Annotated in this window: 24 protein-coding genes and 1 pseudogene; 13 read left to right on the top strand and 12 right to left on the bottom strand. The window is 66.0% G+C overall.

What is annotated here, in order from left to right:
- Positions 1–106 precede the first annotated feature (106 nt).
- Both htpX and AB0I32_RS14255 read left to right on the top strand, forming a co-directional pair.
- Positions 107–1,042, top strand: a complete 936-nt coding sequence (gene htpX, locus AB0I32_RS14260; protein WP_357506978.1) for a zinc metalloprotease HtpX — start codon at positions 107–109, stop codon at positions 1,040–1,042.
- Positions 1,043–1,159: 117 nt separating this feature from the next.
- Complete coding sequence (locus AB0I32_RS14255) at positions 1,160–1,654, top strand: YajQ family cyclic di-GMP-binding protein (protein WP_357506976.1); 495 nt, start codon at positions 1,160–1,162, stop codon at positions 1,652–1,654.
- A gap of 117 nt (positions 1,655–1,771) precedes the next feature.
- Here AB0I32_RS14255 and AB0I32_RS14250 read toward each other — a convergent pair whose 3' ends face one another.
- Positions 1,772–2,905 (bottom strand): site-specific integrase, encoded by a 1,134-nt coding sequence (locus AB0I32_RS14250; protein WP_357506974.1) that lies wholly within the window; start codon positions 2,903–2,905, stop codon positions 1,772–1,774.
- Entirely contained in the window at positions 2,874–3,539 is a 666-nt protein-coding gene (locus AB0I32_RS14245) for a helix-turn-helix transcriptional regulator (protein ID WP_357506972.1), read from the bottom strand. The genes AB0I32_RS14250 and AB0I32_RS14245 overlap by 32 nt, the downstream gene beginning before the upstream one ends.
- 94 nt (positions 3,540–3,633) lie before the next feature.
- Between AB0I32_RS14245 and AB0I32_RS14240 the strand changes: the two genes are divergently transcribed.
- The 4 genes from AB0I32_RS14240 to AB0I32_RS14225 all read left to right on the top strand — a co-directional run bounded on the left by AB0I32_RS14240 (position 3,634) and on the right by AB0I32_RS14225 (position 9,987).
- Entirely contained in the window at positions 3,634–3,837 is a 204-nt protein-coding gene (locus tag AB0I32_RS14240) for a helix-turn-helix domain-containing protein (protein ID WP_357506970.1), read from the top strand.
- Positions 3,838–4,302: 465 nt separating this feature from the next.
- Positions 4,303–7,917 (top strand): MobF family relaxase, encoded by a 3,615-nt coding sequence (mobF, locus tag AB0I32_RS14235; protein WP_357506968.1) that lies wholly within the window; start codon positions 4,303–4,305, stop codon positions 7,915–7,917.
- Positions 7,918–8,302: 385 nt separating this feature from the next.
- Positions 8,303–8,935 carry a hypothetical protein gene (locus tag AB0I32_RS14230; RefSeq protein WP_357506967.1) on the top strand — a complete coding sequence of 211 codons (633 nt, stop codon included), beginning with the start codon at positions 8,303–8,305 and terminating at the stop codon, positions 8,933–8,935.
- The gene (locus AB0I32_RS14225; RefSeq protein WP_357506965.1) at positions 8,932–9,987 is read left to right on the top strand and encodes an XRE family transcriptional regulator; all 1,056 of its coding nucleotides are present in this window, start codon (positions 8,932–8,934) and stop codon (positions 9,985–9,987) included. The genes AB0I32_RS14230 and AB0I32_RS14225 overlap by 4 nt, the downstream gene beginning before the upstream one ends.
- A 132-nt stretch (positions 9,988–10,119) precedes the next feature.
- Here the strand turns inward: AB0I32_RS14225 and AB0I32_RS14220 are convergent, their stop codons facing one another.
- The 5 genes and pseudogenes from AB0I32_RS14220 to AB0I32_RS14200 form a co-directional block, all read right to left on the bottom strand.
- Positions 10,120–11,022, bottom strand: coding sequence for a phosphotransferase (locus AB0I32_RS14220; RefSeq protein ID WP_357506963.1), 903 nt, complete (start codon positions 11,020–11,022; stop codon positions 10,120–10,122).
- A gap of 19 nt (positions 11,023–11,041) precedes the next feature.
- Entirely contained in the window at positions 11,042–11,506 is a 465-nt protein-coding gene (locus tag AB0I32_RS14215) for a hypothetical protein (RefSeq protein ID WP_357506961.1), read from the bottom strand.
- Between the two features lie 117 nt (positions 11,507–11,623).
- Positions 11,624–12,439 carry an HAD family hydrolase gene (locus tag AB0I32_RS14210; RefSeq protein WP_357507120.1) on the bottom strand — a complete coding sequence of 272 codons (816 nt, stop codon included), beginning with the start codon at positions 12,437–12,439 and terminating at the stop codon, positions 11,624–11,626.
- A gap of 81 nt (positions 12,440–12,520) precedes the next feature.
- Positions 12,521–12,745, bottom strand: a pseudogene (locus tag AB0I32_RS14205) (HAD hydrolase family protein); the annotation flags it as partial.
- Positions 12,742–13,041, bottom strand: a complete 300-nt coding sequence (locus AB0I32_RS14200; RefSeq protein WP_357506959.1) for a hypothetical protein — start codon at positions 13,039–13,041, stop codon at positions 12,742–12,744. The gene AB0I32_RS14200 and the pseudogene AB0I32_RS14205, both read right to left, overlap by 4 nt.
- A 162-nt stretch (positions 13,042–13,203) precedes the next feature.
- Between AB0I32_RS14200 and AB0I32_RS14195 the strand changes: the two genes are divergently transcribed.
- The 6 genes from AB0I32_RS14195 to AB0I32_RS14170 all read left to right on the top strand — a co-directional run bounded on the left by AB0I32_RS14195 (position 13,204) and on the right by AB0I32_RS14170 (position 20,016).
- Positions 13,204–13,704 (top strand): NUDIX hydrolase, encoded by a 501-nt coding sequence (locus tag AB0I32_RS14195; RefSeq protein ID WP_357506957.1) that lies wholly within the window; start codon positions 13,204–13,206, stop codon positions 13,702–13,704.
- Positions 13,701–14,912 (top strand): helix-turn-helix transcriptional regulator, encoded by a 1,212-nt coding sequence (locus AB0I32_RS14190; RefSeq protein ID WP_357506955.1) that lies wholly within the window; start codon positions 13,701–13,703, stop codon positions 14,910–14,912. The genes AB0I32_RS14195 and AB0I32_RS14190 overlap by 4 nt, the downstream gene beginning before the upstream one ends.
- A 379-nt stretch (positions 14,913–15,291) precedes the next feature.
- On the top strand, positions 15,292–16,569 hold the full coding sequence (locus AB0I32_RS14185) for a hypothetical protein (protein WP_357506953.1): 1,278 nt from the start codon (positions 15,292–15,294) through the stop codon (positions 16,567–16,569).
- A 199-nt stretch (positions 16,570–16,768) separates the two neighbouring features.
- The gene (locus AB0I32_RS14180) at positions 16,769–17,779 is read left to right on the top strand and encodes a hypothetical protein (RefSeq protein ID WP_357506951.1); all 1,011 of its coding nucleotides are present in this window, start codon (positions 16,769–16,771) and stop codon (positions 17,777–17,779) included.
- Between the two features lie 583 nt (positions 17,780–18,362).
- Entirely contained in the window at positions 18,363–19,511 is a 1,149-nt protein-coding gene (locus tag AB0I32_RS14175) for a hypothetical protein (RefSeq protein ID WP_357506949.1), read from the top strand.
- Between the two features lie 91 nt (positions 19,512–19,602).
- On the top strand, positions 19,603–20,016 hold the full coding sequence (locus tag AB0I32_RS14170) for a hypothetical protein (RefSeq protein WP_357506947.1): 414 nt from the start codon (positions 19,603–19,605) through the stop codon (positions 20,014–20,016).
- 643 nt (positions 20,017–20,659) lie between these two features.
- Here AB0I32_RS14170 and AB0I32_RS14165 read toward each other — a convergent pair.
- The 3 genes from AB0I32_RS14165 to AB0I32_RS14155 are packed head-to-tail and all read right to left on the bottom strand — an operon-like array spanning position 20,660 to position 23,079.
- Complete coding sequence (locus AB0I32_RS14165; RefSeq protein WP_357506945.1) at positions 20,660–21,415, bottom strand: SDR family oxidoreductase; 756 nt, start codon at positions 21,413–21,415, stop codon at positions 20,660–20,662.
- A gap of 38 nt (positions 21,416–21,453) precedes the next feature.
- The gene (locus tag AB0I32_RS14160; RefSeq protein ID WP_357506943.1) at positions 21,454–22,185 is read right to left on the bottom strand and encodes an SDR family NAD(P)-dependent oxidoreductase; all 732 of its coding nucleotides are present in this window, start codon (positions 22,183–22,185) and stop codon (positions 21,454–21,456) included.
- A 57-nt stretch (positions 22,186–22,242) separates the two neighbouring features.
- Positions 22,243–23,079 (bottom strand): SDR family oxidoreductase, encoded by an 837-nt coding sequence (locus AB0I32_RS14155; protein ID WP_357506941.1) that lies wholly within the window; start codon positions 23,077–23,079, stop codon positions 22,243–22,245.
- 91 nt (positions 23,080–23,170) lie between these two features.
- Between AB0I32_RS14155 and AB0I32_RS14150 the strand changes: the two genes are divergently transcribed.
- Positions 23,171–23,761, top strand: coding sequence for a TetR family transcriptional regulator (locus AB0I32_RS14150; RefSeq protein WP_357506939.1), 591 nt, complete (start codon positions 23,171–23,173; stop codon positions 23,759–23,761).
- A gap of 75 nt (positions 23,762–23,836) precedes the next feature.
- Here AB0I32_RS14150 and AB0I32_RS14145 read toward each other — a convergent pair whose 3' ends face one another.
- Together AB0I32_RS14145 and AB0I32_RS14140 are read right to left on the bottom strand one after the other, a co-directional pair.
- Positions 23,837–24,274 carry a hypothetical protein gene (locus AB0I32_RS14145; RefSeq protein WP_357506937.1) on the bottom strand — a complete coding sequence of 146 codons (438 nt, stop codon included), beginning with the start codon at positions 24,272–24,274 and terminating at the stop codon, positions 23,837–23,839.
- 59 nt (positions 24,275–24,333) lie between these two features.
- On the bottom strand, positions 24,334–25,248 hold the full coding sequence (locus AB0I32_RS14140; protein ID WP_357506935.1) for a MerR family transcriptional regulator: 915 nt from the start codon (positions 25,246–25,248) through the stop codon (positions 24,334–24,336).
- Positions 25,249–25,265: the final 17 nt, after the last annotated feature.

Raw genomic sequence — 25,265 nt, 5'->3', positions numbered from 1 at the left:
CCGCCCCAGCTCTTTCTCGCCCCAGTTCTCGCCACAGGCCTCCTTCGACGGCATTGTGGGAACCGCCGCCCGGCGCGGCACGTTCGGCTGGGAGGAAAGGAGTGCGATGCACAAGCACTACAACGGGCTGAAGACCGCCGCGCTGTTCGGTGGCATGTGGGCCGTGATCCTCGGGCTCTGGGCGCTCTTCGGGCGCGGCTCCAGCGGCATGCTGTGGATCTTCGTGCTCATCGGGCTGGGCACCACCGCGTACGGCTACTGGAACTCCGACAAGCTGGCGATCCGCGCGATGCGCGCCTACCCGGTCACGGAGCTGCAGGCACCGGAGATGCACCGCATAGTGCGCGAGCTGTCCACGGCGGCGCGCCAGCCGATGCCCCGGCTCTACATCTCGCCCACCAAGGCGCCCAACGCGTTCGCGACGGGGCGCGACCCGAAGAACGCCGCGGTCTGCTGCACGGAGGGCATCCTCCAGCTGCTGAACGAGCGCGAGCTGCGCGGCGTGCTGGGGCACGAGCTCATGCACGTCTACAACCGCGACATCCTCACGGCGTCGGTCGCGTCCGCGCTGGCCGGGCTCGTCACGGCTCTGGCGCAGTTCCTGCTGTTCTTCGGCGGCGGCGACCGTCGCGAGGGCGGCAACCCGCTCGCGGCACTGGCGATGGCGATACTCGCCCCGATCGCCGCGATGCTCATCCAGATGGCGATCTCCCGCACGCGTGAGTACGACGCCGACGAGGACGGCGCCCGCCTCACGGGCGACCCCCTCGCGCTGGCATCGGCGCTGGCCAAGCTCGAGCAGGGCACGCAGCGGGCGCCCCTGCCGCAGGACCGCGAGCTCACCAACGTGTCCCACGTGATGATCGCCAACCCGTTCCGGGGCGCGGGGATCGGCCGCCTGTTCGCCACGCACCCGCCGATGGCGGACCGGATCCGTCGCCTCGAGGCCATGGCCGGCGGCCCGTCGGGCGGTTACGGCCAGGGCGGTATCGGCGGTCCGACGTCGGGCCCGGACTGGGGCACTCCGCCCGGGATGTTCTGACCTCACCTGTCCGCCGCCACGGAATGCGTTCGTCGCGCTCCCTGGCTGCGGATACGGTGGTGCCGAATCCAACTGGGCGTGCAGGGGCGCCCGGGTATGACATAGAAGGAGCACCACATGGCCGACTCGTCGTTCGACATCGTCAGCAAGGTCGACCGCCAGGAGGTCGACAACGCGCTGAACCAGGCGGGCAAAGAGATCTCGCAGCGGTACGACTTCAAGAACGTCGGCGCCTCGATCGCCTGGAGCGGCGAGAACATAGTGATCGTCGCCAACTCGTCGGAGCGTGTGCTCGCGGCCCTGGACGTCTTCGAGATCAAGCTGATCAAGCGCGGTATCTCGCTCAAGGCGCTCGACGTCGGCGAGCGGGAGCCCCGGCCGTCGGGCAAGGAGTACCGCCTCGAGGCCACCCTCAAGGAAGGGCTGGCAGGGGAGTCCGCGAAGAAGGTCACCAAGATCATCCGCGAAGAGGGCCCCAAGGGCGTGAAGACGCAGATCACGGGTGACGAGGTGCGCGTGACCAGCAAGTCGCGCGACGACCTGCAGGAGGTCATGGCCCTGCTGAAGGGCTCGGACCTGGACTTCGCGCTGCAGTTCACGAACTACCGGTGAACATGCAGGTCAGCAGCCCGTTTTAGGCTGGCAGTCCGCACACAGTCCGCAAGAGCGGACGATGAGCACTGGCTGACGGGTGGTTGCCGGGATTCCGGTGGCCGCCCGTTTAGTCTGTCAGGAGGACTTCGCGGCCTCAGCCACGGGCTGTGCGGACAGCACGGTCCGCATGAGCGACGTGGCCGCCGCTCGGGTCTTGTCCTCAGCGCTCGGCCACAGGTGTGCGTACGTGCCGAGCGTGATGGTCGGGCTGGAATGACCCAGAGCCCGCTGGACGGTGACGACGTCGCAGTTGTCGGCGATCAGGCCCGACGCGAAGAAGTGCCGCAGATCGTGGAGCGTGTAGGCGTCCAGTCCCACCTGACGGCGCGTCATTCGCCACGCCTGTGACGCGCTGTTGCGGTTCCAGAGTCCGCGCTCGTCTCCGTTGGGGTTCCAGAAGATCCACTGCTCGTCACCACGCGGAGCGAACTTCTCGATGTGGCTGGAGATCATCGTCAGCAGCTCGCGCGGCACGTGGATGGTCCGCTCTGAGCCGTACTTCGGTGGCTCGATCGTTGACGTCGCTGCGGTGGAACCCTGTATCTGCCTGTTGATGGTGATCGTGCGACCGAGAAAGTTGATGTCGCTGACCTGGAGCCCGGCCGCCTCTCCGAGCCGGAGGCCGGCGAACGCGCAGACAGCGATGAACCCGGAGAAGTACTTCGGTGCGACTTCCAGCGCCTTCCGCACGCTGAGAGGTTCGGGAATTGTCATCGCCGCTTCGGCGCGCCTGCGCCGAGGAAGCTTGACGTTCGTCGCCGGGTCGATCCCGATCACGCGATCACGAGTGGCAGCCGCGAAGGCTGCTCGGACGTAGTTGAATCGCGTCGTGATCGTGGACGGCTCCAGGCCCTTCTTCCGGGTCTTGGTGGGCTGAGACATCGCCTTGACCCACTTCTCCAGATGCGAAGGCCTGATGTCCCGCATCCGAACTGATCCGAACGTGACCGACTCGAACGCGGTGGTTGCTGCTTCGGTGGTGCCGGTCGCCCAGACCTGGCGCTCAGACCAGACGCCCCACCACTGGTCGAACGTGAGTGCCCCACGCTTGGGATCGGCGTACGTACCTGTCACAACCGTGGCGGTGACTTCATCCAGCCAGTCCTGAGCGTCGGTCTTGCGATCGAAGTGGCGCGAGTGTTCCTTCTTGGCTTCGTCTCGGTAGCGGGCGCGCCACTTACCGTTCGGTCTCTTCTTGATGGACGCCATCGGTCGTTCCTTCCTGTGGGGTATCCGGGGGTTCTTGGGGGTCTTCGCGAAGTGGGAGGCCACGTTTGGCGCGCCACTGGTCGGGGATGAACCAGACCTGTTCGCGTTCGAGGATGATCTGCTTGACGCGCTCGGGATCGCTCTTGCGGGCCAGTAGCGGATCGCGCTCCCGCTCGACCTGTGATCGGGCCATGTCGGCGATGACCTCGGTGGTGTAGGTCAGGGCGCTGCTGATCTGGTTGTGGTCGGCCATGCGGTCCCAGCCCGGAAGTCGTACGCCGGTGTCGATCGCGTCGTCCAGGTTCCGGCGCTCACGTTCGAACTCGATGAGTGCTTCGGTGGCGTGCTCGGCCAGGGCAAGGGTCTGGCGGGTGCGGGCGGAGACGTCGCGTGTGGCGGTCGCCAGCTCGGGCTCCTGCAAGAGGTCTTCGATACGGATGTCGAGGGCTTCGGCCAGATCGACGGCTTCAACGAACTTGAGTGGGCGTTCCCCCTTCTCGATGGACCAGACCGTGGCCTGGGACCACTTCCAGCCACGCATACGCATCCAGTCCGCAAGGGCCTTCTGACTGCGGATGCCTCGATGCTTGGTGAGGTTCTGCCCGACGTGTACGTCTCGTTCGTCTGCTGCCACGCTCCAACCGTACCGGCGATTCTTGTTTACAGCCACTAGAAAATATGTTTCACTAGAATTCAAAGTTGGTTACAACTAGGGAGGCTGGTTCGTAATGGAAACTGATCCGTTGCTGCGCACGCGGGAGGTCTCTGACCTCCTGGGCGTGCCCGAGAACACGCTGCGGTGGTGGCGGTACATCGGGAAGGGGCCCGAGTCGTTCCGGCTCGGTCAGCGTCGGGTGGTCTACCGGCGTTCGAAGGTGTTGGCGTGGCTGGCGGAGCAGGAGGCGGCGGGTGCCAAGCGCACAGCGGCCTGAACCCTCCCGCAGGGGCAGGCAGGGGAACGGGGCTCGGACACTTCGGTGTCTGGGCCCCGTTGTCGTTGGCGGCAACGCCACCGGCCCGCACCGGCCCGCCCCGGCGATGCGCCCCGAGACGTTCGCCGGCGCAGCGGGTTGGGTCATCGCCCGGGGTTCCCACCCCGCTGCTCCCTCCTACCTGACTTGCGCGACTATGCAGGTGCACGTTGCAGCGAACTGGACACGTACAGCGCGTGCACTGAGCGACGGCAGCGGTACGGACTACGGCACGCGGCTGGCAAGTCGCAGGCGGGCGACGACGTACGCGGGGTTGGTCGCCTGGCAACGCAGCACACCTCAGGCAGTTGAGGAGCGACGGCACCGTTGGCGTTGGTGCGTTTTGGCACCGTTGGCCGACGGCCCGCACACCTCGCCCGCACACACCAAGGGTGGTGATCGGTCGTGGCGGTGAGCATCGTTCCGATGAGCGTGGGCAACGGCACGGAGTACCTGACCGGTTCCGTGGCCAACGCCGACTGTGACGCCCCGGACCTCGGCGACGGCCCCGGCCTGGACCCGGTCACCGCGTACTACACGGCCGTGGGCACCCCACCCGGGTACTGGCTCGGAAGCGGCGTCGCGGACCTCGGTGGAGGTGTCCTGGTCCCGGGGGACCGCGTGATCACCACCCAGCTCCAGCGGCTCCTGGAAGCGGGCCGGGATCCGGTCACGACCGAGCCCCTGGGACGGGCCTACCCGAAGATCGTGCCGCTGCGTGAGCGGATCGAGAACCGTGCCGCTGCTCTGGACCCGAACCTGAGCCCCGAGGACCGGCAGGCCGCCGTCGATGACATCGTGTGGGACGAGGCGCTGGTCGGGAAGCGGACGGCGGTCGCCGGGTTTGATCTGACGTTCTCGCCCGCGAAGTCGGTCTCGGTCCTGTGGGGCCTGTCGGACCGGAACACGCAGGCGATCATCCTGGGTGCGCACCGGGCGGCGATGGCCGAGACGATCAAGTTCATCGAGGACCACATTGCCGCCACCAGGATGGGAACTGATGCCGGGAACGGGTCGATCATGCAGGCCGACGTCTCCGGGGTGATCGCCACCGCGTACGACCACTGGGACTCCCGTGCGCACGACCCGCAGCTTCACACGCACCTGGTGATCGCGAACAAGGTCCGTGCCCTGGTTGATGGCAAGTGGCGCACCCTGGACTCGAGGGCGTTGTTCAACGCGAACGTCGCGTTCAGCGAGCATTACAACGCCGTCCTGGCCGACCGCCTCACCGGCGCCCTGGGCGTGAAGTGGGAACGACGCGTCCGGGGCAAGGACCGCAACCCGCGCATGGAGATCGTCGGCGTCACTGACGAGCTGATCGAAGAGTTCTCCAACCGCTCGGCCGAGATCGAGCACTGCGCCGACCAGCTCATCGACGACTACCGCGAGGAGCACGGGCGCACCCCGTCTCCCGGCACGATCAACCGGCTGCGCGAACAGGCCACCTTGGAGACCCGCCCGCCCAAGACCATCGAGTCCTTGGCCGACCTCTCGGAGCAGTGGAGAGGGCGGGCCCGCCGCATCCTGGGCCAGGACCCGACCGCGTGGGCGCAGGGACTGCTGTCCGCTGCTCTGGCAGAACCGGGCCAGGTGTTCGCGGCCGGTGACGTCCCCCAGGACGTGGTGGACATGGCAGCCTCGGTGGTGCTGGGCGTGGTGGGGGACAAGCGGGCCACGTGGAAGCACTGGAACCTGTGGGCCGAAGCAGAACGCCAGACCATGCACTGGCGCATGGCCACCCACCAGGACCGCGTCCAGATCGTGGCCCGGATCGTCGCCCAAGCCGAGGGCAGCTCAGTCACCCTGACCCCACCCGAACTGGCCCCGACACCCCTGGCGATGCAGCACGCGGACGGGTCCAGCACCCTGCGCCCCAAGCACTCGACCGTGTTCACCTCCCAGGCCGTCCTGGACGCGGAGAAGCGTCTCCTCGGACTCATGGACGACCACACCGCACCATGCGTAGGCGGCGAGTGGCTGCGAGCCATCCTGAACCAGGGTGTGCGGGACGGTGCGCTCGACGCGTCGCGGGCTGACGCCATCGCGGCCGTGGCCAGTTCAGGGCGCCGCCTGGACCTACTGGTCGGTCCGGCAGGGACCGGGAAGACCACGACCCTGCGCGCACTGCGCACCCTGTGGGAAGGGCAGCACGGCCCCGGCACCGTCGTCGGTCTAGCGCCCTCCGCCGCTGCCGCTGACGTCCTGAGCACCGAGCTCGGGATCGAATGCGAGAACACCGCGATGTGGCTCACCCGCCACCAGCACGGGCGGGCGCAGTTCGCGGCTGGGCAACTGGTGATCGTGGACGAGGCATCCCTCGCCGGCACGCACACCCTGGACCGCCTCACCCGCGCGGCCGTCGAGGCCGGCGCCAAGGTGCTCCTGGTCGGCGACCCCGCCCAACTCCCCGCCGTGGAGACCGGTGGAGCCCTGACCCTCCTGACCGGCGAACGCGCCCGCACCACCGGTGACGTCCCGACGCTGATCGAGGTGCATCGCTTCCACGCCGACTGGGAGAAGCGCGCCACACTCCGACTGCGCGACGGTGACCCCAGCATCCTTGCCACCTACCAGGAGCATGGACGCATCCAGGCGGGCAGCACCGAGGACATGACCGACGCCGCGTACACGGCTTGGAAGGCCGACACCGAGACGGGGTTGTCGTCGGTGCTGGTCGTGCCGGACACCGCCACGATGAACGACCTCAACCGCCGAGCCCGCGCCGAACGCGTCCTGACCGGACAGGTCTCCGACGGCAACACCGTGCGCCTGACCGGGCAGACCCGCGCCTCGGCCGGAGACCTCATCCTCACTCGGCGCAACGACCGCACCCTGCGCCACGGACACGCCGGATGGGTCCGCAACGGCGACCGGTGGCAGATCACCGACGTTCACGCCGACGGGTCGGTCACCGCCCAGCGCATCGATCCCGACGCGCACACCGATGCCCGGAACGCCGACCGCCAGCAACTCAGCGGTCAGATGGTCCGCCTGCCCGCCGCGTACGTGGCCGAGCACGTCGACCTCGGCTACGCGATCACCGCGCACCGCGCCCAGGGCCTGACCGTCGACACCGCCTACACGGTTGCGAGCCCGAGCATGAGCCGGGAGAACCTGTACGTCGCCCTCACGCGAGGCCGCGCGACGAACGCCATGTTCGTGCCCGTCGACCAGCCCGACCGGAACCACAACCACGAACACGCCATCGGCGCGCACATCGACCCGGACCTGCCGGACCTCGATGCGGCCCGCACAGTCCTGGCGGGCATCCTGTACCGGGTCGGCGCAGAGTCCTCCGCACACCAGACCCGGTACGACGAGGAACACCGCTGGGGTTCCATCGCGCAGCTCGCCGCGGAGTACGACACCATCGCCAACCACGCCCAGCGACCCCGCTGGACCCAACTCGTGGCGCACACCCTGGCCGGGGAAGGCTTCACCCGGCGTGACATCGCCCAGGTCGTGGAGTCGGACGCGTTCGGACCACTGTGCGCGGAAATACGCCGAGCCGAAGCAGACGGCCACGACGTCAACCGGCTCCTGCACCGGATCGCAGCCACCAGGAGCCTGTACGACGCCGACGACATCGCCGCCGTCCTGCACGACCGACTCACCCACGCAGCAATGCGCACGTCGACCAGGCGGGACCGGATCGTCGGACTGGTCCCACAGGCCCAAGGGCAGTTCCCGCAGGACGTCCGTGAAGCCCTCGATCAGCGTGCCGAACTCATCGGTCAACGCGCGCACACCCTGGCTCGCCAAGCCCTCCGCGACCTCGAACCCTGGACTCGGCACCTACCACGTCGTCCCCACGGACCGGCCGAACGTGAGTGGCTTGATGGCGTCGTCGCCGTGGCCGCATACCGAGACCTCTACGAAGTGACAGGAGACAATCTGCTCGGCGGGCCACCGACCACCCTGATCCAACGCGACCACGTCCGTTCTGTCCAAGCCGTGGTGCAGAACACCGCACGCGCAGACAGCGCCGAACGCCTCCGTCCCCGGCCGAGCCAGGCACACGGTCCCGCGTTGGGGTGACATGGCAAGTCCGGTGGACGGTCTTCGCGGATCTGGTAGTCCAACGCACACCCTCTGAGCTGTGGTGGTGCGACGACCACTAGAACCCAAGACGAGCAGGGTGGGGTCTTCTCGTTCGCACGTCCGGCGATGTCGAGCGAATGGCGCGTCGAGGGGTCCTGTGGGCCCTCTGTGCCCGGCTCACTTCGGAACTCGTAGTGACGGGGAGGCGAGTGGTCACCGGGACCGGCGCCGACAGCCCGAGTCGTGCGAAGTGTAGGGCAGCTGCCGAACACAAACCGTGAGCGCATATATCGAACGCACGTTCGAATCGAGATGGAACCGTAACCGCGGAGCGGCGGAATGTAGGGCGCGGAGGTCCGCATGTGCTGGTATATTTTCCGGTATGTTTTCACCTCGAAATTCACAGTCTGTCCTGGAAGAGATCGGGGACAAGATCCCCCGCGCGCTCCTCGTCGCTACCGGCAAGGCTCGCGACGACTTCGAGGAGTTCAAGAGCCAGTTCCGGTCATGGCTGCCAGGGCTGTTTGAGCGCGACATGGCCAACGTGATCCATCCCCGGCTCTTCGCGCACCTCCAGGATGAGCTTGAGGCTGTGCCAGGGGTCACTTTCGTCAACCGTGAGCCTCATCGCGAACTGATCGTGCAGATACCGGACATCGGGCGCACTTATCGCATGCGCATCAAGCGGCACAGCGCCCGCGACCGCATCCGCTCGTACCCGACGGCCTCCGACATCCTGTTCTGGAGCGGCGGGGGCGCGGGAACGTTCGACGGTCTCCAGAGCATCAACCTCGCTGTCGGCTACCGCTGGCGCAAGGATCTGCGCGAAATCGGCGAACCTGTCATTTCATACCGCGAGAGCAAGGGGGATCCCGTGTGGGCGTACGCGATCGAGGATGACCTCTCGGGTGGAGTTCTGCCCTTCACTTACTCACCGGTCCTGCCTGACCTGCCTTCCATCGACCTGCGCCGCGCATCGGAGCAGGACGGCGAGGGGAGCACTGAGGCTCGATGAGCGGCATTGGCGAGGTCCTCAAGACCGCCCGCCAGGCCAAGGGGATGACCCAAGGAGAGCTTGCGGAAGCGGCACAGATGACGCAGGCCGCTCTATCGCGATACGAGAACGACCTGCGTGCACCTGAGCCCGAGGCGCTCGAACGGCTGGCACGTGCCCTCGGCGTAACACCCGACCTCCTCGGCCGCGGCGTGCGCATTGAGGGCGGCATCGCCGTGGCTGCGCATATGCGCAGACGGGCCACTGCCAAGCCGACCGTATGGCGCGCTCTTGAGGCACGACTGAACATGCTCCGGCTCCACACGACGGCGCTGCACGAGGAGATCAATATGAGTTCCGACCGGCACGTGCCGTCCTTCGATCCCGACGTGGACCCCCCGGAGTACGCCGCTCGCATGGTTCGCGTGCAGTGGCGGCTTCCTATCGGCCCTGTGCACTCGCTCAGCCCCTGGATGGAAGCAGCAGGTGTTCTCATCGCCGAGGCCGACTTCGGCGCGGGCGCGAAGGTCGATGGCCTCTCGCAGTGGGCCACCGACTACCCGATCGTCATGCTCAACAGCTCGTCACCATCGGACAAAAAGCGTCTGACACTCGCCCACGAACTTGGACACCTGGTACTTCACTCCCAGTACGGAGGCGACGACATGGAACAGCAAGCGAACGCGTTCGCTGCTGAGCTACTGATGCCCGAGGCCGAGATCAAACCGATGCTCCGAGGGCGACTCACGTTGGGGAAGTTCGTCGACCTCAAGCGGTACTGGGGAACGTCGATCCAGTCCCTGATCGAGCGCGCCTACTCGCTTGACCTCATCACTCGCGATGAGCGGACCTCATTTTGGAAGCAACTCAGTGCCCGAGGATGGCGGACCAACGAGCCCGCGAGCGATGAGATCCCGGTGGAGAACCCGCGGCTTACCCGGCACATCGCTGACTCGTTGGAGGCGCGCGGCCTTACTGCCAGCGAGATCGCAACCCTGTCGGGATTTCATCGGCCCGCAGACAACGACATCTTCGTTGGGTCGCGGAGGCGCGGGCATCTCACATCGGCCTGACAGACATGGCGGAAGTCCCACCGCGTGCTTTGGTTCTAGCGGTCGTCGCAACAACCTGGCTCAGAGTGTTGCGACGACCCTGGAATCCAGGGCGAGCAAGTTAGGGCCTTTCGTCTGTCGTTCCGAAGGCGCCTAGCTCACGGAAAGTCGGTACTGGCTCCACAGGCATGCGCCTCGCAATGCTGCATCGCGGTGCGGGCTGGGGTACTCGACTGCCAGGCGGCGCCATTGGCCGTAGGTGGTCGCGGCGAAGGCCGTGATGGCGTCTGGTGTCGCGCTGGGATGCTGTACGCCCCAGGTACCGGACACTAGGCTTTCGGCGTCGGCTGGTTCGTGCCCGTCGCCGATCAGGCGGGGAATGAGTAGCGCGGCGTCGACCCACGGCGGACCGGTTCGGGACCATGCCCAGTCGATCAGACGAACCCGTTCACCGTCGACGAGCAGGTTGAGCTGGTGGATATCGCCGTGGACCAGAGAATCCCCGAGCAGGCGGCTCGGCACCTCCATGTCGAACTGGACCAGTAGATCGAGGTGCTGTTCCTCCCAGGCGTCGAGCCGGTCCGGGTGATGCTCCCCGAGCCACTGCCACCCCGCCAGGCGTGCGTACCGCTTACGCAACGGTGCCATGCCAGCGGCAGGGCTCGGAGTGAGCTGCTGTGCAAGACGGGAGAGGGCATCGACCACCGCCAGAACATCGGGCGACCCGGGGGTGAGGTCGGCGTGCTCGCCGGGCACGGTCTCGTACCCGGCGAGCAGCCATCCCTCGGTGCGCACGACCCACAACAAGCGAGGCGCGTCATGCACTGCGTCTCGCAGTCGAGCGTTGACTTGGATCTCGTGTTCATGCACTGCCACGAGCCGGTCACAGTCAGGAACGCCCTTGACGAACACCGACCCGTCGGCCGTGTGCAGGAACGCGGCGAAGGCCGAGTTGCGTCCCGCAGACGGCGCCTCAGCACGGACCACGGGCCCGGTCTCCGCTTCGACGACGCGGCGCAGCGCGGTGGGCAGTTCCTCCCATGAGCGGCGGTGCATCGTGTCTCCTCGTGGTCGGTCAGGGCGTGGTGGAGCTGGTGCAGCCCTGATGGCATTGCGAGCAGGCGACCGCGTGCGCGGTGGGCCACAGGTCGGTGTCGACGTAGAACCCGGCCTCGGCGATAGCGTCCACCGTGTACTGGATCGCATCGTGAGCGGACTCGCCCCGGGTGGACGGGTCCTCAGTGTCGGTGGGCACGTGGTGCAGGAACCGCCCTGCAATCTGCTCGCAGAACGCGGAGTAGTCAACCGTGTGCAGGATGAACTCGTGCCACCCCGGGTCCACGATCTCTGACGGTGACAGCGGTCGGCCCTGGTGGGTGGCGGTGGTGCCCAGGAACGCCAGTGCCTGGTCCACGATCCGTGCCGCCATGCTCAGGTCTCGGTCGTGCTCCTCGGCGACTCGCTGAACGAGCCGGTGGAACAGCTCCGGCTCGACGAGCGACCGGCCCTCTCGCAGTTCACGTGCGGTGGTGGTGGTCATGTGCTTCCTCCTCGTTGTGCGGGGTGGTGCTGGACATGCCCGCCAGAAGCGGGCTTGCGGCTGGGAGGTGATGAAGGGGTCTGGGGCGCCCCCAGCCGCAAGATCAATGGCGAGCGGTTACAGGCCGCTCAGGGGTAGCTCGAACCCAGCGGGACCGTCGTCGGTTACAGAGCGCCACCGCGCCCGACGACGGCCTTCCTCACCGCGCGGGACTGGCATCCCGGCGTCCAGGGCAGCGGTCTCGATCGCCCGCATCGTGACCCCGACGCCGGACGGGATCGGGGCGTGCCTCGCCCAGCGCCCGTCCTGGAGGGTCCAGGCTTCGCACCGGGCGAGGTCCGGTCCGCTGCCGTGCCACACCCGCAGCACGGCCGGTCCGGGCGCGGTGCGCTCGGCGGTGACGATCTGCGCGGCCAAGCGCGACAACGTCCGGTCCAAAGCAGGGACGAGCGACGCGAGCACGGGCAGGACCCCGGCCTGGTCGATGCTGCTGGTGGTCTCATCCGCGGCGCTACGCACGATCGCGGGCGCCTGGCCCATCGCGACCGAGCGTCCGGCCCAGGCCAGCATGTCCAGATCGTTGACCCCGTCCCCGACCGCAACCGTGCGATCCGCAGGGATGCCGAGGTGGGCGCGGACAGCGTCGAGTGCGACGGCCTTGTTCACACCGGTTGCGGTCAGGTCGAGCCAGTCCGGACCCTGCGGAGCCACCGTCACGCCACAGGCACGCAAGGCGTCGGTGTACCGCCTGATACCCGGTGCGGTGAGTACGACGCGGGTCGCTGATTCAGCCATCAGGTCGGCCAGCAGGACGGTCTTCTGCTCCCCGTTGAGTTCACCGGGCCCGAACGTGCCGCTGGTGCGCCAGCCCCACCCAACCTCCTCCACCGCGACGCGCACGGACGGTGCGAGGTCCATTGCACGGCGGAGCACGGGTGCAGGGTCGAATGTGCGGGCCTCGACCACGTCGTACCCGGACGAAGCGGCCGGGTCCAGGTGAACGGTCAACGCTCCGTTGGAGCACACCGCCCACCCGCGTGTGAGGCCCAGCCGTGTCGCGATCGGGAGCAGCCCGGTCAATGACCGGCCCGTGGCTAGCACTACGTCATGGCCCGCTGCGCGGACCAGGTCCAGGGCCTCGACAGTGCCTGCAGGTATCCGCGCTTCGCTGTCTACCAGGGTCCCGTCGATGTCGAGAGCCACCACGGCGCGGGTGCTGATAGTTGTCGCCGCGTTCATCGGGTCACGGCCTGACGCAGCGCGGACCGCACCTGGACCTCGAGGCCGTCGCGCTCACCGGTCCACAGCGTGTTGCCCGGGACGAACATCCGATGGTCCAGCGGCAGGTCTAGCCCAAGCGAGCGGGCGATGGCTTCGCCCTCGGCCAGGTGGACGGGATGCAGGCACATGCGGTTCCGGGTGATGGTCACGACCTCGATCCGGTGCGCGCCGACCTCGCTGACGGAGGTCCCGGCGTGCGCGATCGCGCGCAGCAGGTCGTCGTCGTTCTTGGTCTGTAGCGATGTGGCTCGCATCTTCGGCTCCCTCCTGCGGGTTCCCCGTGAACTCGCAGGACGAGCCTCCGCTGGCACCACCACTCGCACCACGGCCGCTCGTGCAGGATTGGTCCGATCGGGGCTGGCGAACCATGCCTCGCAGGCATGGTTCAGGCACGGGCTCGCCGCTATGGTCGAACAGTGAAGCTGCTCCCCTTCGACGAGTACGTCGCCTCGCTCCCGCGCAAGCGCATGTCCGCGGGTGTCCTGCTGTACGACGACGCCGGCCGGGTTGTGCTTGTCGAGCCGTCGTACAAGCCGGAATGGGATATCCCCGGCGGGGTCGTGGACGACGGTGAGTCACCGTGGCATGCCGCTTTACGTGAACTGACCGAAGAGCTCGGGCTCGTCCGTCAGCAGATGCGACCGCTGGTAATCGACCACGAGGCCGCTACGGAAGACGGGATGCCCGAGGGCATCGCCTGGGTCTTCGACGGCGGCCCCATCAGCGAGCTTGAGTTGGCGGCACTGTCACTCGACGACCCCGAGATCGTCTCGGTAGGCCTGTACCGGCTGGACGAGGTCAGCGGCAAGACGACCGGTCCGCTTGCCCGCAGGTTGTCGACCGCACTGGCTGCTGTGAAGAGCGGTATTGCCCCGGTCCTGTGCGACGACGGGGTGCCGATCTCGGGTACGCCATGACGGACCTCGCCGAGAACCTTGCACGCTTGCGCAAGGCGAAGGACCTGTCGCAGGAATCGCTTGCAGAGCGCGCTGGAGTCGGCGTCGATACGGTGGCGCGCATTGAACGCGGCACCAGGACCACTTGCCGCCCGGCCACGCTTCACCGCTTGGCAGCAGCCCTCTCCGTCTCAGCGCAAACGCTTCTCACGGGAGCGGACCACAGGCAGTCGGCTCCAGCCACAAACGCGGAGATGGTCCGGCTGCGGCAAGCCATCACCAGCGGTGGCCTGGTCCCGGGTCTGTCTGACTTCGCGGAGAACACCGAGACAGTGTCGCTGACGGACGCGGAGCGCCAGACCACTGCGGTGTGGCGGCTCTACGTGGACGGGCGCCACACCGAGCTGCTGGCCTTGCTGCCCGCCGTGCTCGCCGATGCCCGGCGACTGGTCGAGACAAGGCACGGCGATGAAGCCGCTGCCGGACGGCGCGTCCTGGCCACCACGTACCGCATCGCGGCGGGAATCGCCGGGCGCCTAGGCCAGGACGACCTGGCATGGACGGCGGCCGAACGAGCGCTCGACGTCGCGCGCAGTTCCGATGACCCCGAGCTTCAGCAGGCTGTCGCTCTGCGCTACCTCGCCTGGACCCTGGTCCGACAAGGTCGGGAGAACGAAGCCGAGCAAGTGGCCACGAACGCCGCCGAGGCCATCCAGCCCACGATGCTCGATGCGGAACACGTGCGCACCGCCGTGTTCGGAAACCTGCTCTTCAACGCCGCCACCGCTGCCGTCAAGGCAGGCGCCGTGCACCGCGCGGCCGACCTGCTGGCCGAAGCTCGGTCAGCCGCCGCGCGGACCATGAGCAGCGTCGTGACCGAAGCGGCGATCTTCAGCCCGCGCGCAGTAGCTCTTCAAGAAGTCGATCACTGGTCCCGGAGCAACGATCCTGAAACCGCCCTCCACCAGGCGGCTACCCTGCAGTCAGTGCCCGGTGAGCTCCCTGCCTTCTGGGAGGCCGGTTCCGCCTTGCACATTGCGTCAGCCTCCCTCAGGACCCGGCGGTACGACGACGCGCTGCACCACCTCGACCAAGCTCACCGCCTCGCCCCAGACTGGGCCACCAGCCAACCGCTGGGCATCGCCACGATGCGCGCGCTGCTCGACCGAGCCACCAGACGCCGCGGACCCCGTTTCGCTGCACTCGCGCACGCTTTTGACGCGCCGTAGCAGTCTGGCCCTGTGGGGTTTGGTCACGGGACGAGCGCGCTGATCCAGGAGACGGGGGTACGAGCAATGGCCACTGATCAGGCTCTCCGGGCCCCGGCCATCTGTCGCGGACCCTCCGACATCCAGCTCGGAGGTGAGGCGCCGGCGACGAAGCCGACCCAAAGACTCGCCCGCTCCAGCTGTCGGACCACAGAGGTGGAACGGCCTCCGCAATCCGCGGCAGTAGAAACGATCGGGCCCGTGCCTCAACCCGCGCGGGTGAATCTGCCGGAACCTGGGTGAAAGAACCGGAATCAAGCATGGACAGGGTTGCGCCTGATCGCCGATCGCGCAACCCTTCTATCGAGGTAGTTTGGATTCTGGCCAAAGGAAATTAATTGTGGGCTTCCTATCAACGCTGTTGCCGGGTGTGCGTGACTTCAGGACACCGTTTGTCGTCGGTGCGCTCTGGTTAACTGCCGCCACATTGTGGGCCTGGGCGCGTTATGACGGAGATCTTTCCCAGGCCAATTTACTGTCCATATTGTACGATCTACTGGGTCACACACCTGACGTTGTGATACTAGGGGTGCTCGGATTCACGACCTATCTGATTGGGCTCGTGGCGAGGGGCGTCCAGGACTGGATATCCAACTTGTATCGACGGGCGCAGTTCGGTTCACGCTTGTCCAAGTTGATGTCCTCGGTGCTGGTAAAACTAGGGCTCGTGCCACGGCTGGAAACGAAGGACTACCTGGCCGACGCCGCGCGGGAAAGATTCGCCAAGTACCCACCAGCCGTTCGGGACGTGGCGCGCCAAATCCTGCTTGAAGAGTACGAACTTGCGGACGTGATCCTAACGTCCAGGTCGCCCGAGCAGTACCAGGAGTACGACCGATGGCGAAGCGAAGCCGAATTCCGCAACGGGATCTGGTTCCCGCTGTTTCTAATTGGCCTTAACCTGGGCCCACTTGCGGGCGGTCTGGCCGCTTGGTTGATCCCCGTCACGGTTGGGGTTGTCTCGGCGATGCTAAAATTCCAGGGAATTGAGAAACGGGCGCAGGCCGAGCAGCGGCTTGCTAGTGCGGTGTACTTCAACCTCGCATCCACGCCCCTCTTTGACACTCTGCTGAGCGAGCTAAATCGGCGGACCGAGCAGTCCGATTCAGGCGTGCCCACGAAAAGACTCGATAGGTCGGAACAGATAGCATTTGTCTTCGACTTTCTGCACACGCGGGGTCTTGTGCATTTGATGAAGGCTCTATTGGCCTACTCTCCGGAACGCAAAGAAATGAAGGGTGTTTTCGATCATTTTCGAGGGGGGAGATATTCGTACATCGCCCGTACGAAAGATCTTCAGGAACTTCTGCTCGTCGCCTACGGGGGTGTTGAGTGGGACAAGGAGGCGGGGCAGATCGCCAACAAGACCGTGCGCGTCGAGCATGTATTAGCCGCTCACGATCGGCTGAGAAGTTATCTAGCCTCGGCGTACGACAACGGCGATCTTCAGGTGGAAGAACTTGCTGAGGGCGGCGCACTCTCTTGCGTAGAGAACGGGGACGCCCTTGCCCTCCAGGGTGATGCGACCGACGAGGAGTGGAACGTTGCTGTCCACATGGAAGACAGTCTAAATGCTAAGTGGGCAAGCATTCCCGAGCTGGCTTTTTCACAGGACTAAAACTTGGTTGACTTAAACCCCGCTCTTCGCTCTTTCGCGTCAGGGTTTGCACGTCACAGCGTCGCGATGATTAGTCCTGTGACTTGCATAAACTCGTGCCATTGTTCGTCGATCGTTCCGGGTAGTGCATATCGTGCGTGTCGGATCGCCATTCCGCGAGGTGCTCCGGTTATGCGTATAGTAAACAAGGGTGGAGACCATGACGACTGACGTTCGCTATCGACCTGGCGGCGATAATTCCGTGCTCAAACTAATTTTGCATGGCCTCTACAAGAACAGGTGCTACTGGTGCCGGGTGCCAAAGGAGTACAACGAACTTGAGATCGATCACATAATTCCGCGGGATGCCAGCAAAGATCGACTAGCCGAGATCGGCCAGGAACTGCATCTTGCGGGCCCGCTGGACGTGCACGATCCAGGAAATCTGGCACCAATATGTAGGCCGTGCAACAACGAGAAAGGTGCCGTGGACTATACGGGACATGCTCGGATTCTCGTCTTGCTCAGAAATGCAATGAAGCTGGCACCGCGTGTGAAGCAGAACGTCCTTCGGTTTGGTGCGACTAGTGGTCTGGCGAAGGCGCTTCTCAAGGCCGCTACGGCGGACCTGGCTGCACAGGCTGACCGCGAACTGTTCTTGATGCACGCCCCCTCGATCGCGCAGCGGTTGAGTTTGCTTGGTTACGACCTGGATGAAATTTCGTCCTACGAGACCGTTGAGGTCGCCAGCGCGTCTCTAGGTGCAATTGATTTTAGCGTCGAGCTGTCCGGTTCGGCCCGGCGCGCCTGGGTAATTCTCAGTGACGTGTGCGGTGCAACATGGAGAGATCTGCTGGATGGGCCGGTCGACGACATTCTTAACGCTGTAAAGGAGCGCGCGCTTAATGAGCTGGAGGTCGGAGATGAGGTCTCGTCCACCACGTCGGAGGTTCCGGGTGTCGACTTTGTGCAGCTAGATGTGAACCACGTAAAATTCGAACGCGAAGGCGACCTATTCGAATTCGTTGTTGAAGGTATGTTTGAGGTTGGCATGTCGGCTTCTGTGGCGCGCAGTGATGACAGGGGCGATGGCCTGATCTACCTTAATGGCGAGGTTTATGCAAAGGGAACCTACTGGATCGGGCTCGTTTGGGATTCCGCCGACGAAGATCTTCAGGTGAACGATTTCAAGGTCGAGGAGTGGAGCCCAGAGGTTCTCATTTATCCATAGTTGGAGCTCGGCCGCTTCTCCTCGGATAACGAGGCCTATTCGCAAAGTTTAATTTAGATTCCTCCCGGCGTGCTTCGACGTGTCGCTCGGCGCGGAGGCCGAACCTTATGGCGCTGTACTCGTGGCGGTACATCATCGGGGCCGCCCGCCTCAACGAGGAAGAGATCCGCCGGCACTGCCTGCCTCCAGCAGGCTCTCTCGCTTACCTGAGCTGATGCGTGGAGATCGGGGACCGACGTGCGCGTGGCGCGGTGCGTGTAGCACTTGACCCGATCGTTATTGCTCACAGGTGGCCATGGCACGGCCCGGCGACGGTCCGCAGGAGACCCGTCCCGGCCCAAGCGGCCCCAACTTGGCCGACGGCCGGGAACGTTGGGAGTTCAACGTTCCCGGCCATTGTCGCTCTCACCGCTCCGTGTCAGATGTCCGGGCTGCGATCCTCCGGCGTACAGGGTGGCACGTCCGCCCGTCGGTCGGGTGCCGTGCCCTCCGTAGTTTGGTCGAGCCAAGTCCGGTTGTGCTCGCGCTGGCTTCGCGTGATTTCGTCCGTCGAAGGACTTCCGCAGGGATGGTCACAGGACCGATGATCGAAACCGTGAAGTTCCGGAACGAGGCCCGTCACCTCCACGCGAAGGCCCTGTCGTCGATGCGGTCAGCGGTCGTCGCGTTCAATGGTCTAGATGACGACGGACGGGCAACCCGGGTGCTACTCCACCTACAGCACGCCTTTGAGATGCTCCTGAAAGCCGCGTTGGTCCAGGGCCGGCAAGCTGTCTTCGACAAGGACACGGGACGATCGATCGGGTTCGCCAAGTGCCTCAATTTGGCGACGCAGCCGCCCATCAGACTCTCCGTCGAGGAAGCTGGAACACTTCGCGTGGTCGACGAGATGCGGGACAACGAGCAGCACTGGTTCACAACAGTCGATGAAGGTTTGCTGTACCTCTACGTTCGCGCCGCTGTCACCCTGTTCGATGACCTGCTTGTGCGCGTCTTCGGTGACCGCCTTGCCGAGCATCTACCGCTTCGCGTGATGCCGGTTGGAACTGAGCCACCACAAGAGTTTCAGACGCTGGTCGATCGTGAGTACAGCAAGATCGCTGAGCTGCTGATGCCAGGGCGACGAGCTCGTGCTGAAGCCGAGGCCCGAATCCGATCACTTCTGGCGATGGAAGCGCAGGTCAACCCCGACGCTGCTGTGAGTGACGCCGACGTGCGTCGAGTCGTCAAAGGCATCCAGTCTGGGAAGTCCCGTGGTGCGGTATTCCCCGAGTTGGCCAACGTGGCGTCTACGACCACAGGAACCGGCCTGGCTGTCGAGGTCCGATTCGTAAAGAAGGGTGGTCTTCCGGTCCGGTTCGTGGGGGCAGACGAGCCGGTCGACGCAGCAGCGATCCGGGAAGTGCCGCTCCAGAAGAAGTTCCACCGTGGTGCCTTCGACTTGGCCGACAGCCTCAAGCTCTCCAGACCCAGGGCGAAGGCACTCCGAGAGCACCTCGGGATCGATCAGGATCCTTCCTGTCACTATCGCTTCACCTTCGGATCGCAGAAGCACGACCGCTACTCGGACAACGCCCTGACGAAGATGCGTGACGCGCTCGCTGCCGGGATCGACATGGACCAGATCTGGCATGCCCACACACCCAACCGCAAGGCGGCGGAACGACCGCTGTGCCAGATCAAAGGGTGCTCGCTGATGACGCCCGAAGCCGGCGGGCAGTCCGCCGCGTAGCGGCGCACTGGTCGGTCTGCGCGAGGTTCACCCGCCAAGGCGGGCCTGTTGGCCTGGTGCGTGTCTTGCATCGAGCCGTAGATTGCCGACCATGTTCGGACGTGACGATCTCGAGTGGGATCAACTGGTCGAGGCGGGAACAGCGTTCCTAATCGAGCGCGCTAAGTTGGGACGCACAACGTCATACACCGAGGTGGATGCGGCGCTCGTACGCCGGACCGGTCTGCGCGGGTTTGACTTCTCCCAAGCCGAGGAACGCGCCGCTATCGGTGAGTTGCTCGGCCGGATCGTTCGCACCGACATCGCCCACACGGCCTATCCCGAGGGCCGCCTCATGCTCTCTGCCTTGGTGATCTATCTCAACGGAAACGACGCCGGCACCGGGTTCTACGCACTCGCCACCGATCTCGGCCTCCTCACACCTGGCGCGTCGAAGGAAGCAAGGGAGCGGTTCTGGATTAGTCAGGTCAGGTTGCTCCATGAACACTACGGCAGATCACGCTGAAGCTGCTGGCGTCGAACCGATGGCAGCCTGACTGCGATGAAGCAGGAGGTGGGCAGGTGGACTCGGTGATACGGCTCCTGAGCCACGTTGAACTGGTCGAGGGGCGCTGGGATGTCGAGGTCGACAGCATCACCGCCGCAGTCCGCACATCTCAAGACCGCGTCCGACGTCGCTGACCGCACCGCGATCATGCGCATCATGCAGTCCGCAGATAGTCCGCAAGAAGTCCGCACCGGACCGTCCAGCCCCAACACGACCAACGGCCGGGAACGTTGGAGTTCCAACGTTCCCGGCCGTTGTCGCTCCCACCACACCGTGCCAGATGTCCGAACTGCGATCCACGAACTACCGCTGACGTCGCACCTGCTGGTGGAGCCTCACCCGTTGGTCGAGCCTGTCGAGACCTGACCGAAGTTCAGGCGATCGACGTTGCTGACGACGATCGAGCCTTCATTGGTCGACGCGCCCCGCGGTCGAAGGTGGGGGCCGGGCACGAGCTGCCGGGCAGAAGCAGTGCTGGTGGTCCGGTCCCCAACGGGGGTGCGGACCACCAGCACGAGGTGGGGTTGCGTTGACAGACGGAACCGTTGCCGTGTGGCGGCCGGATGAGCGCCGCCCGACCATTGCCGGACCTGGTCGCTTCTTACTGCGGGAGGCCGCCGGAGATGGTGATGGTGGTGCCGCTGACCCAGGCGGCGAGGTCGCTGGCGAGGTATTCGGCGGCGTCGGCGACGTCGTCGGGGGTGCCGATGCGGTCCTGGATGCGGCCGGAGGCCTGGATGTCGCGGAATGGGGAGTCGGCGGGGATCGTGTCGATGAAGACACCTGCGTCGCCGATCGGGCCTGGCATGATCGTGTTGACCGTGATGCCACGATCAGCCGTCTCTCTGGCGAGGACCTCGGCGAAGTAGCGGCCGGGTGCCTTCACCGCGGTGTAGAGACCTGCCCCTGCTACGGGGTTCGCGAGGGCGGTGGAGGCGATGTAGACGATTCGCCCGTTGTCGGCGACGTGCTTGGCGGCTCGCTGCATCGTGAAGAGAGCGCCTCGGGCGTTGACGTCGACCATGCGGTTGATCTGCTCGTCGGTCAGATCGACGATCGGAGTTCCGAGCAGCTCCAGGCCGGCGTTGGCCGCGACGATGTCGATGGCGCCGAAACGTTCTGTGGCCTCGGTGAAGAGACGGTCGACGTCAGCGGCCTGGGAGATATCGGCCTGGACCGCGATGGCCTGCTCCGTGTGCTCGCGGACCTCGTGCAGGGCCTGCTCAGCGTTGGCGGCGTTGGTCGAGTAGTTGAGCACGACGTTGGCGCCGAGCTTCGCGTAGCGCAGCGCGATCGCCTTGCCGATGCCTCGTGCGGAGCCCGTGATCAGGGCTGTCCTGCCGGTGAGATCAGTCATGTCCGTGTTCCTTCGGTGTGGTGCTGCTGGTCGGTCGGTCAGTTCCCCGCTGACGCGGGGAAGCGGTACTCGACCTGGTCGCGGTCGGTGTAGAGCCGCCAGTAGGTCTGGGCGAGCTCGTCGGGGTCGAGGATGTTCAGGCCGGTCGTGCCGCCTGTGGCCTCGGCGAGCATCTCGGGAGTCATCGCCGCGTAGGCCTCGCTGTCCTTGATGAGCGCGGCCAAGGTGGCCACCCCGGCGTAGACGCCCGACTTGGCGACCTCGCCGTGCAGCGAGTAGACGAAGTTGCGGATGCCGGCCATCGCCGGACCGATCCCGCTGATGTAGGGCTGCGGGTCCGTGGCGGTGAAGCCGCCGGTGACGATGAAGCCGCCGGTGCCGCGCCCGATCATCTCGGGCAGCACCGAGTGGGCGATCGCGACCGGGCTGAGCAGGAGCAGGTTCACGTAGCGACCGAGCTGGTCGCTGTCCAGCTCGGTCGCCGGGACGAATGCGGTACCGCCAGGCAGGGGCTGGTAGGAGACGACGTCGATCCGGCCGAAGCGGTCCCTGATCGCGTCGACGACGGCGCGCGCGTTGGCCGGATCGAACAGATCGGCCGGGAAAGCGGCCGCATCGATGTTCTCGGTCGCCAGCTCGTTCACGATTGCCTGGAGCTTGTCGCTGCGGCGGGCGACCAGCGCGATGCGAAAGCCTTCCTTGCCGAACCGGCGGGCCAGGGCCGTTCCGAGCCCGGTGCCGGCGCCGAAGATGGCGATGACTTGTGACATGGGTGTTCCTTTGGTCTCGTACGGCGTCGGTCAGCAAGCCGCCGGCCGACAGGGTGCTCAGAAATCGATCGAGCGGGCGATGTCGCGGCCCGCTTCGAGCTCGGCGAGGCGGCCGGCCAGAGCGTCCTTGATCGCGGAGTACGCGTCGCTGCCAAGCGCGAGACGACGCGGGACGGGGCTGGTCTCGGCGGAGGCGACGATCGCGGCCGCCACCTTCTTCGGGTCCCCTGGTGCCTGGGCGGTGACGTTGTCGGCAGCCGCCAGGTACTGGTGGAGCTGCCCGACCGGGCCGGAGGCGTAGGCCGGCATCGGTTCGGCGACGTCGAGGTTCGCGCCGAACGCGGTGCGGATGATGCCCGGCTCGACCATGGTGATACCCACACCGAACGGAGCGACCTCGCCGATCACCGACTCCATGAAGCCCTCGACGCCCCACTTCGAGGCGTGATACATGCTCGCCCCGGGGGTCGTGATCTGCGAACCCATCGTCGAGAGCTGGATGAACCGTCCGCCGCCCTGCTCACGCAGGTGCGGGAGTACCGCACGAAGCAGGTGTATCGGAGCGGTGAGGTTCAGCGCGATCTGCGAGTCGATCGCCTGGTCCGACAGTTCCTCCGCGGCGCCGACGGAGCCTCGCCCGGCGTTGGAGAAGACGACGTCGATGCGGCCCAGGTCCGTGAACGCACGCTCGACCACGGTGCGCAGGTTCGCGGTGTCGGTGACATCCAGCGCCGCGGTCCACAACAGATCGGGGTATCGCCCGGCCAGATCGGCCAAGCTCTCAGGCCTGCGGGCGGTGGCGGCCACGCGATGTCCAGCGGCGAGCAGCTGTTCGGTGACCTCGCGCCCGATGCCGGTCGAAGCGCCCGTCACGAACCAAGTCTTCGAAGTCATGATCGATCCTCCTGTAATCCAACTGGATGGTTTAGTTGGACGCTAGCCCTCCTCCGGATCGAAGTCAACTGGATGGTTTATTGTTGGCGTCATGCCCTACGACTCCACCGCCACCCGCGCCCGCCTGCTCGAGGCGGGCTACGAGGAGTTCGTCCGATTCGGCCTGGCTGGTGCCCGAGTCGATCGGATCGCGCGAGAGGCGTCAGCGAACAAACAGGCCATCTACCTCTACTTCGGTTCCAAGGAAGCGCTGTTCGAGGCCGTGCTCGCTGACCGCCTGCGGGTCCTGGCGGACGTGGCTCCGTTCGAGGCCGACGACCTGCCCGGTTACGCAGGCGCTCTCTTCGACGCCCTGGTCGCCGATCCGGGCATCCAACGACTGAGCCTGTGGAAGACGCTGGAGATCCCCGACGCGTCCGACGGCGAGGTCGAGGCGCACGTGTCCAAGGCGACCGAGCTGGCCGAGCGGTCGGGTATCAGCGTCACGTCGGCCACCGACGTCCTGATGATCATCTTCGCCGCGGCTCTGAGCTGGAACACCACGCCCGAGCAGATTCGTAACCCGCTGGGCGGCGACCGCGACCAGCGGCTGGTCGATCACCGGGCCACTGTCGTCAAGGCGGTCGCGGCGATCACTTCAGCCTTCCTCGACAGCTCCGACCGGACCCAGGATGTCCTGTGAATCGCGGAGCTGGCCAGCCCGTGCCAGATGTCCGAACTGCGGTCCACGAGCTACCGCCGGCGTGAGCGGTGTCAGTCAGGCGACGGCGAAGAGGCGGTCGGACGGGTCGACCACAACGTCGACCTGCGCGCCGACGCGGACGTTTCCCCAGGAGAAGACGGCGTCCGCCTCGAACACTTCCAGGCCGTCGACCTGGATCCGGAGCACGGCGGCGACGCTGTCCTCGCGGGGTTCCACGGACAGGACCTTCGCAGTCCCGGGAACGCCGGAGGCGCGCAGCTGGCGGTTGTCACGCGACGAGTTGATCAACCCACTCCCGAGCATGAACGCGATGAAGAGGCACGTCAGAGAGCCAAACCCCCAGGCCCCTGCTTCCTCCGGGTCTCCGGTCACGAGGTGGTAGACGAGGATGCCCGGCACGACGAGCGCACCGATGGCGCAGCTCAGCAAGAAGATGAAGGCGACCCGGTGGAGATCGTCGGAGGCCTGCCTTTCCGATCGCGCGTTCGCCATGGCCGGATGCTATCCAGCCGGCCGGCCAACGAACAGGCCCTACGAGCCCGTTCAGTCCATCAGGAGGCCGCCGCGAGCTCCGCGGCCAGCTGCATGCAGCGCAGGCGGGCGGGGGCCCAGTCGTACGGCATCTTTCCGATGGCTTCGAGGACGCTCATGGACTCCCCAGCAGGAGCGGGGTGCGGATCCTCCCAGGAGTCGATGAGCGCATCTTCGTCCTGCGCCAGGCCGGAACCGTCGATGACGGCGTGCAGCGCCTCCTCGAAGGCGTACCGTTCGGCTGCCACCTGGGCCACACGGGGGTCGTCGACGGCCACGGTGTCGTTGAGCGCCTCCTCGGCGGCATCAACCCGGTCGGACTGCTCCCGCAGGTCCGGGTGGGTGGCCAGGGCGATGAAACGGCTCGCCTGGATGGCGGCGACGAGCGGGCCGAGCATCCGCTCGGTGACCAGCAGGGTATCCAGGTCCGCCTGGCGCAGGGAGCCCTCGGGCAGGTTCTTGAGGCGGCTGGTGACGAAGTCGGAGAGCAGACCCATCCTGCTGCCCTCGGTGCGCATGCGCTGGACGGCGGTCCGCTGCCGCCGCAGTTCCGCTTCCTGGGCGACGAGGGATTCCTCCAGCCGTTCCAGGATGCCCGCGATGCCGTGGTCACCGTCGGCAGCGGCAGGAGCGGCCGGGGCAGAAGCAGTCCCGGCAGAAGCCGTGTCTGCGAAGGCGTCGCGGATGTCGTCCAGCGCGATCCCGGCGTCGGCCATCCTGCGGATCCACAGCAGCCGGATCATGTCCTCGTAGCCGTACCGGCGGCGGTCGTCACCGCCCCGTTCGGGCTCGGGAAGCAGACCGATCTCGTGGTAGTGCCGGATCGCCCGCGGCGTGGTGCCGACGAAGGCCGCCGCGTCACCGATCTTGACCTGGCGCGGCGGGATGAAGGACGAGTACATGAGCGGGGAGTCTTCCTCAGTGGGGCGGGACATGAGTCCACGGGACCACA

The sequence above is a fragment of the Promicromonospora sp. NPDC050249 genome (assembly GCF_040656015.1).
Classification (GTDB): domain Bacteria; phylum Actinomycetota; class Actinomycetes; order Actinomycetales; family Cellulomonadaceae; genus Promicromonospora.
The sequence above is the reverse complement of the archived record's forward strand: the minus strand, read 5'-3'. Positions and strand labels throughout refer to the sequence as shown.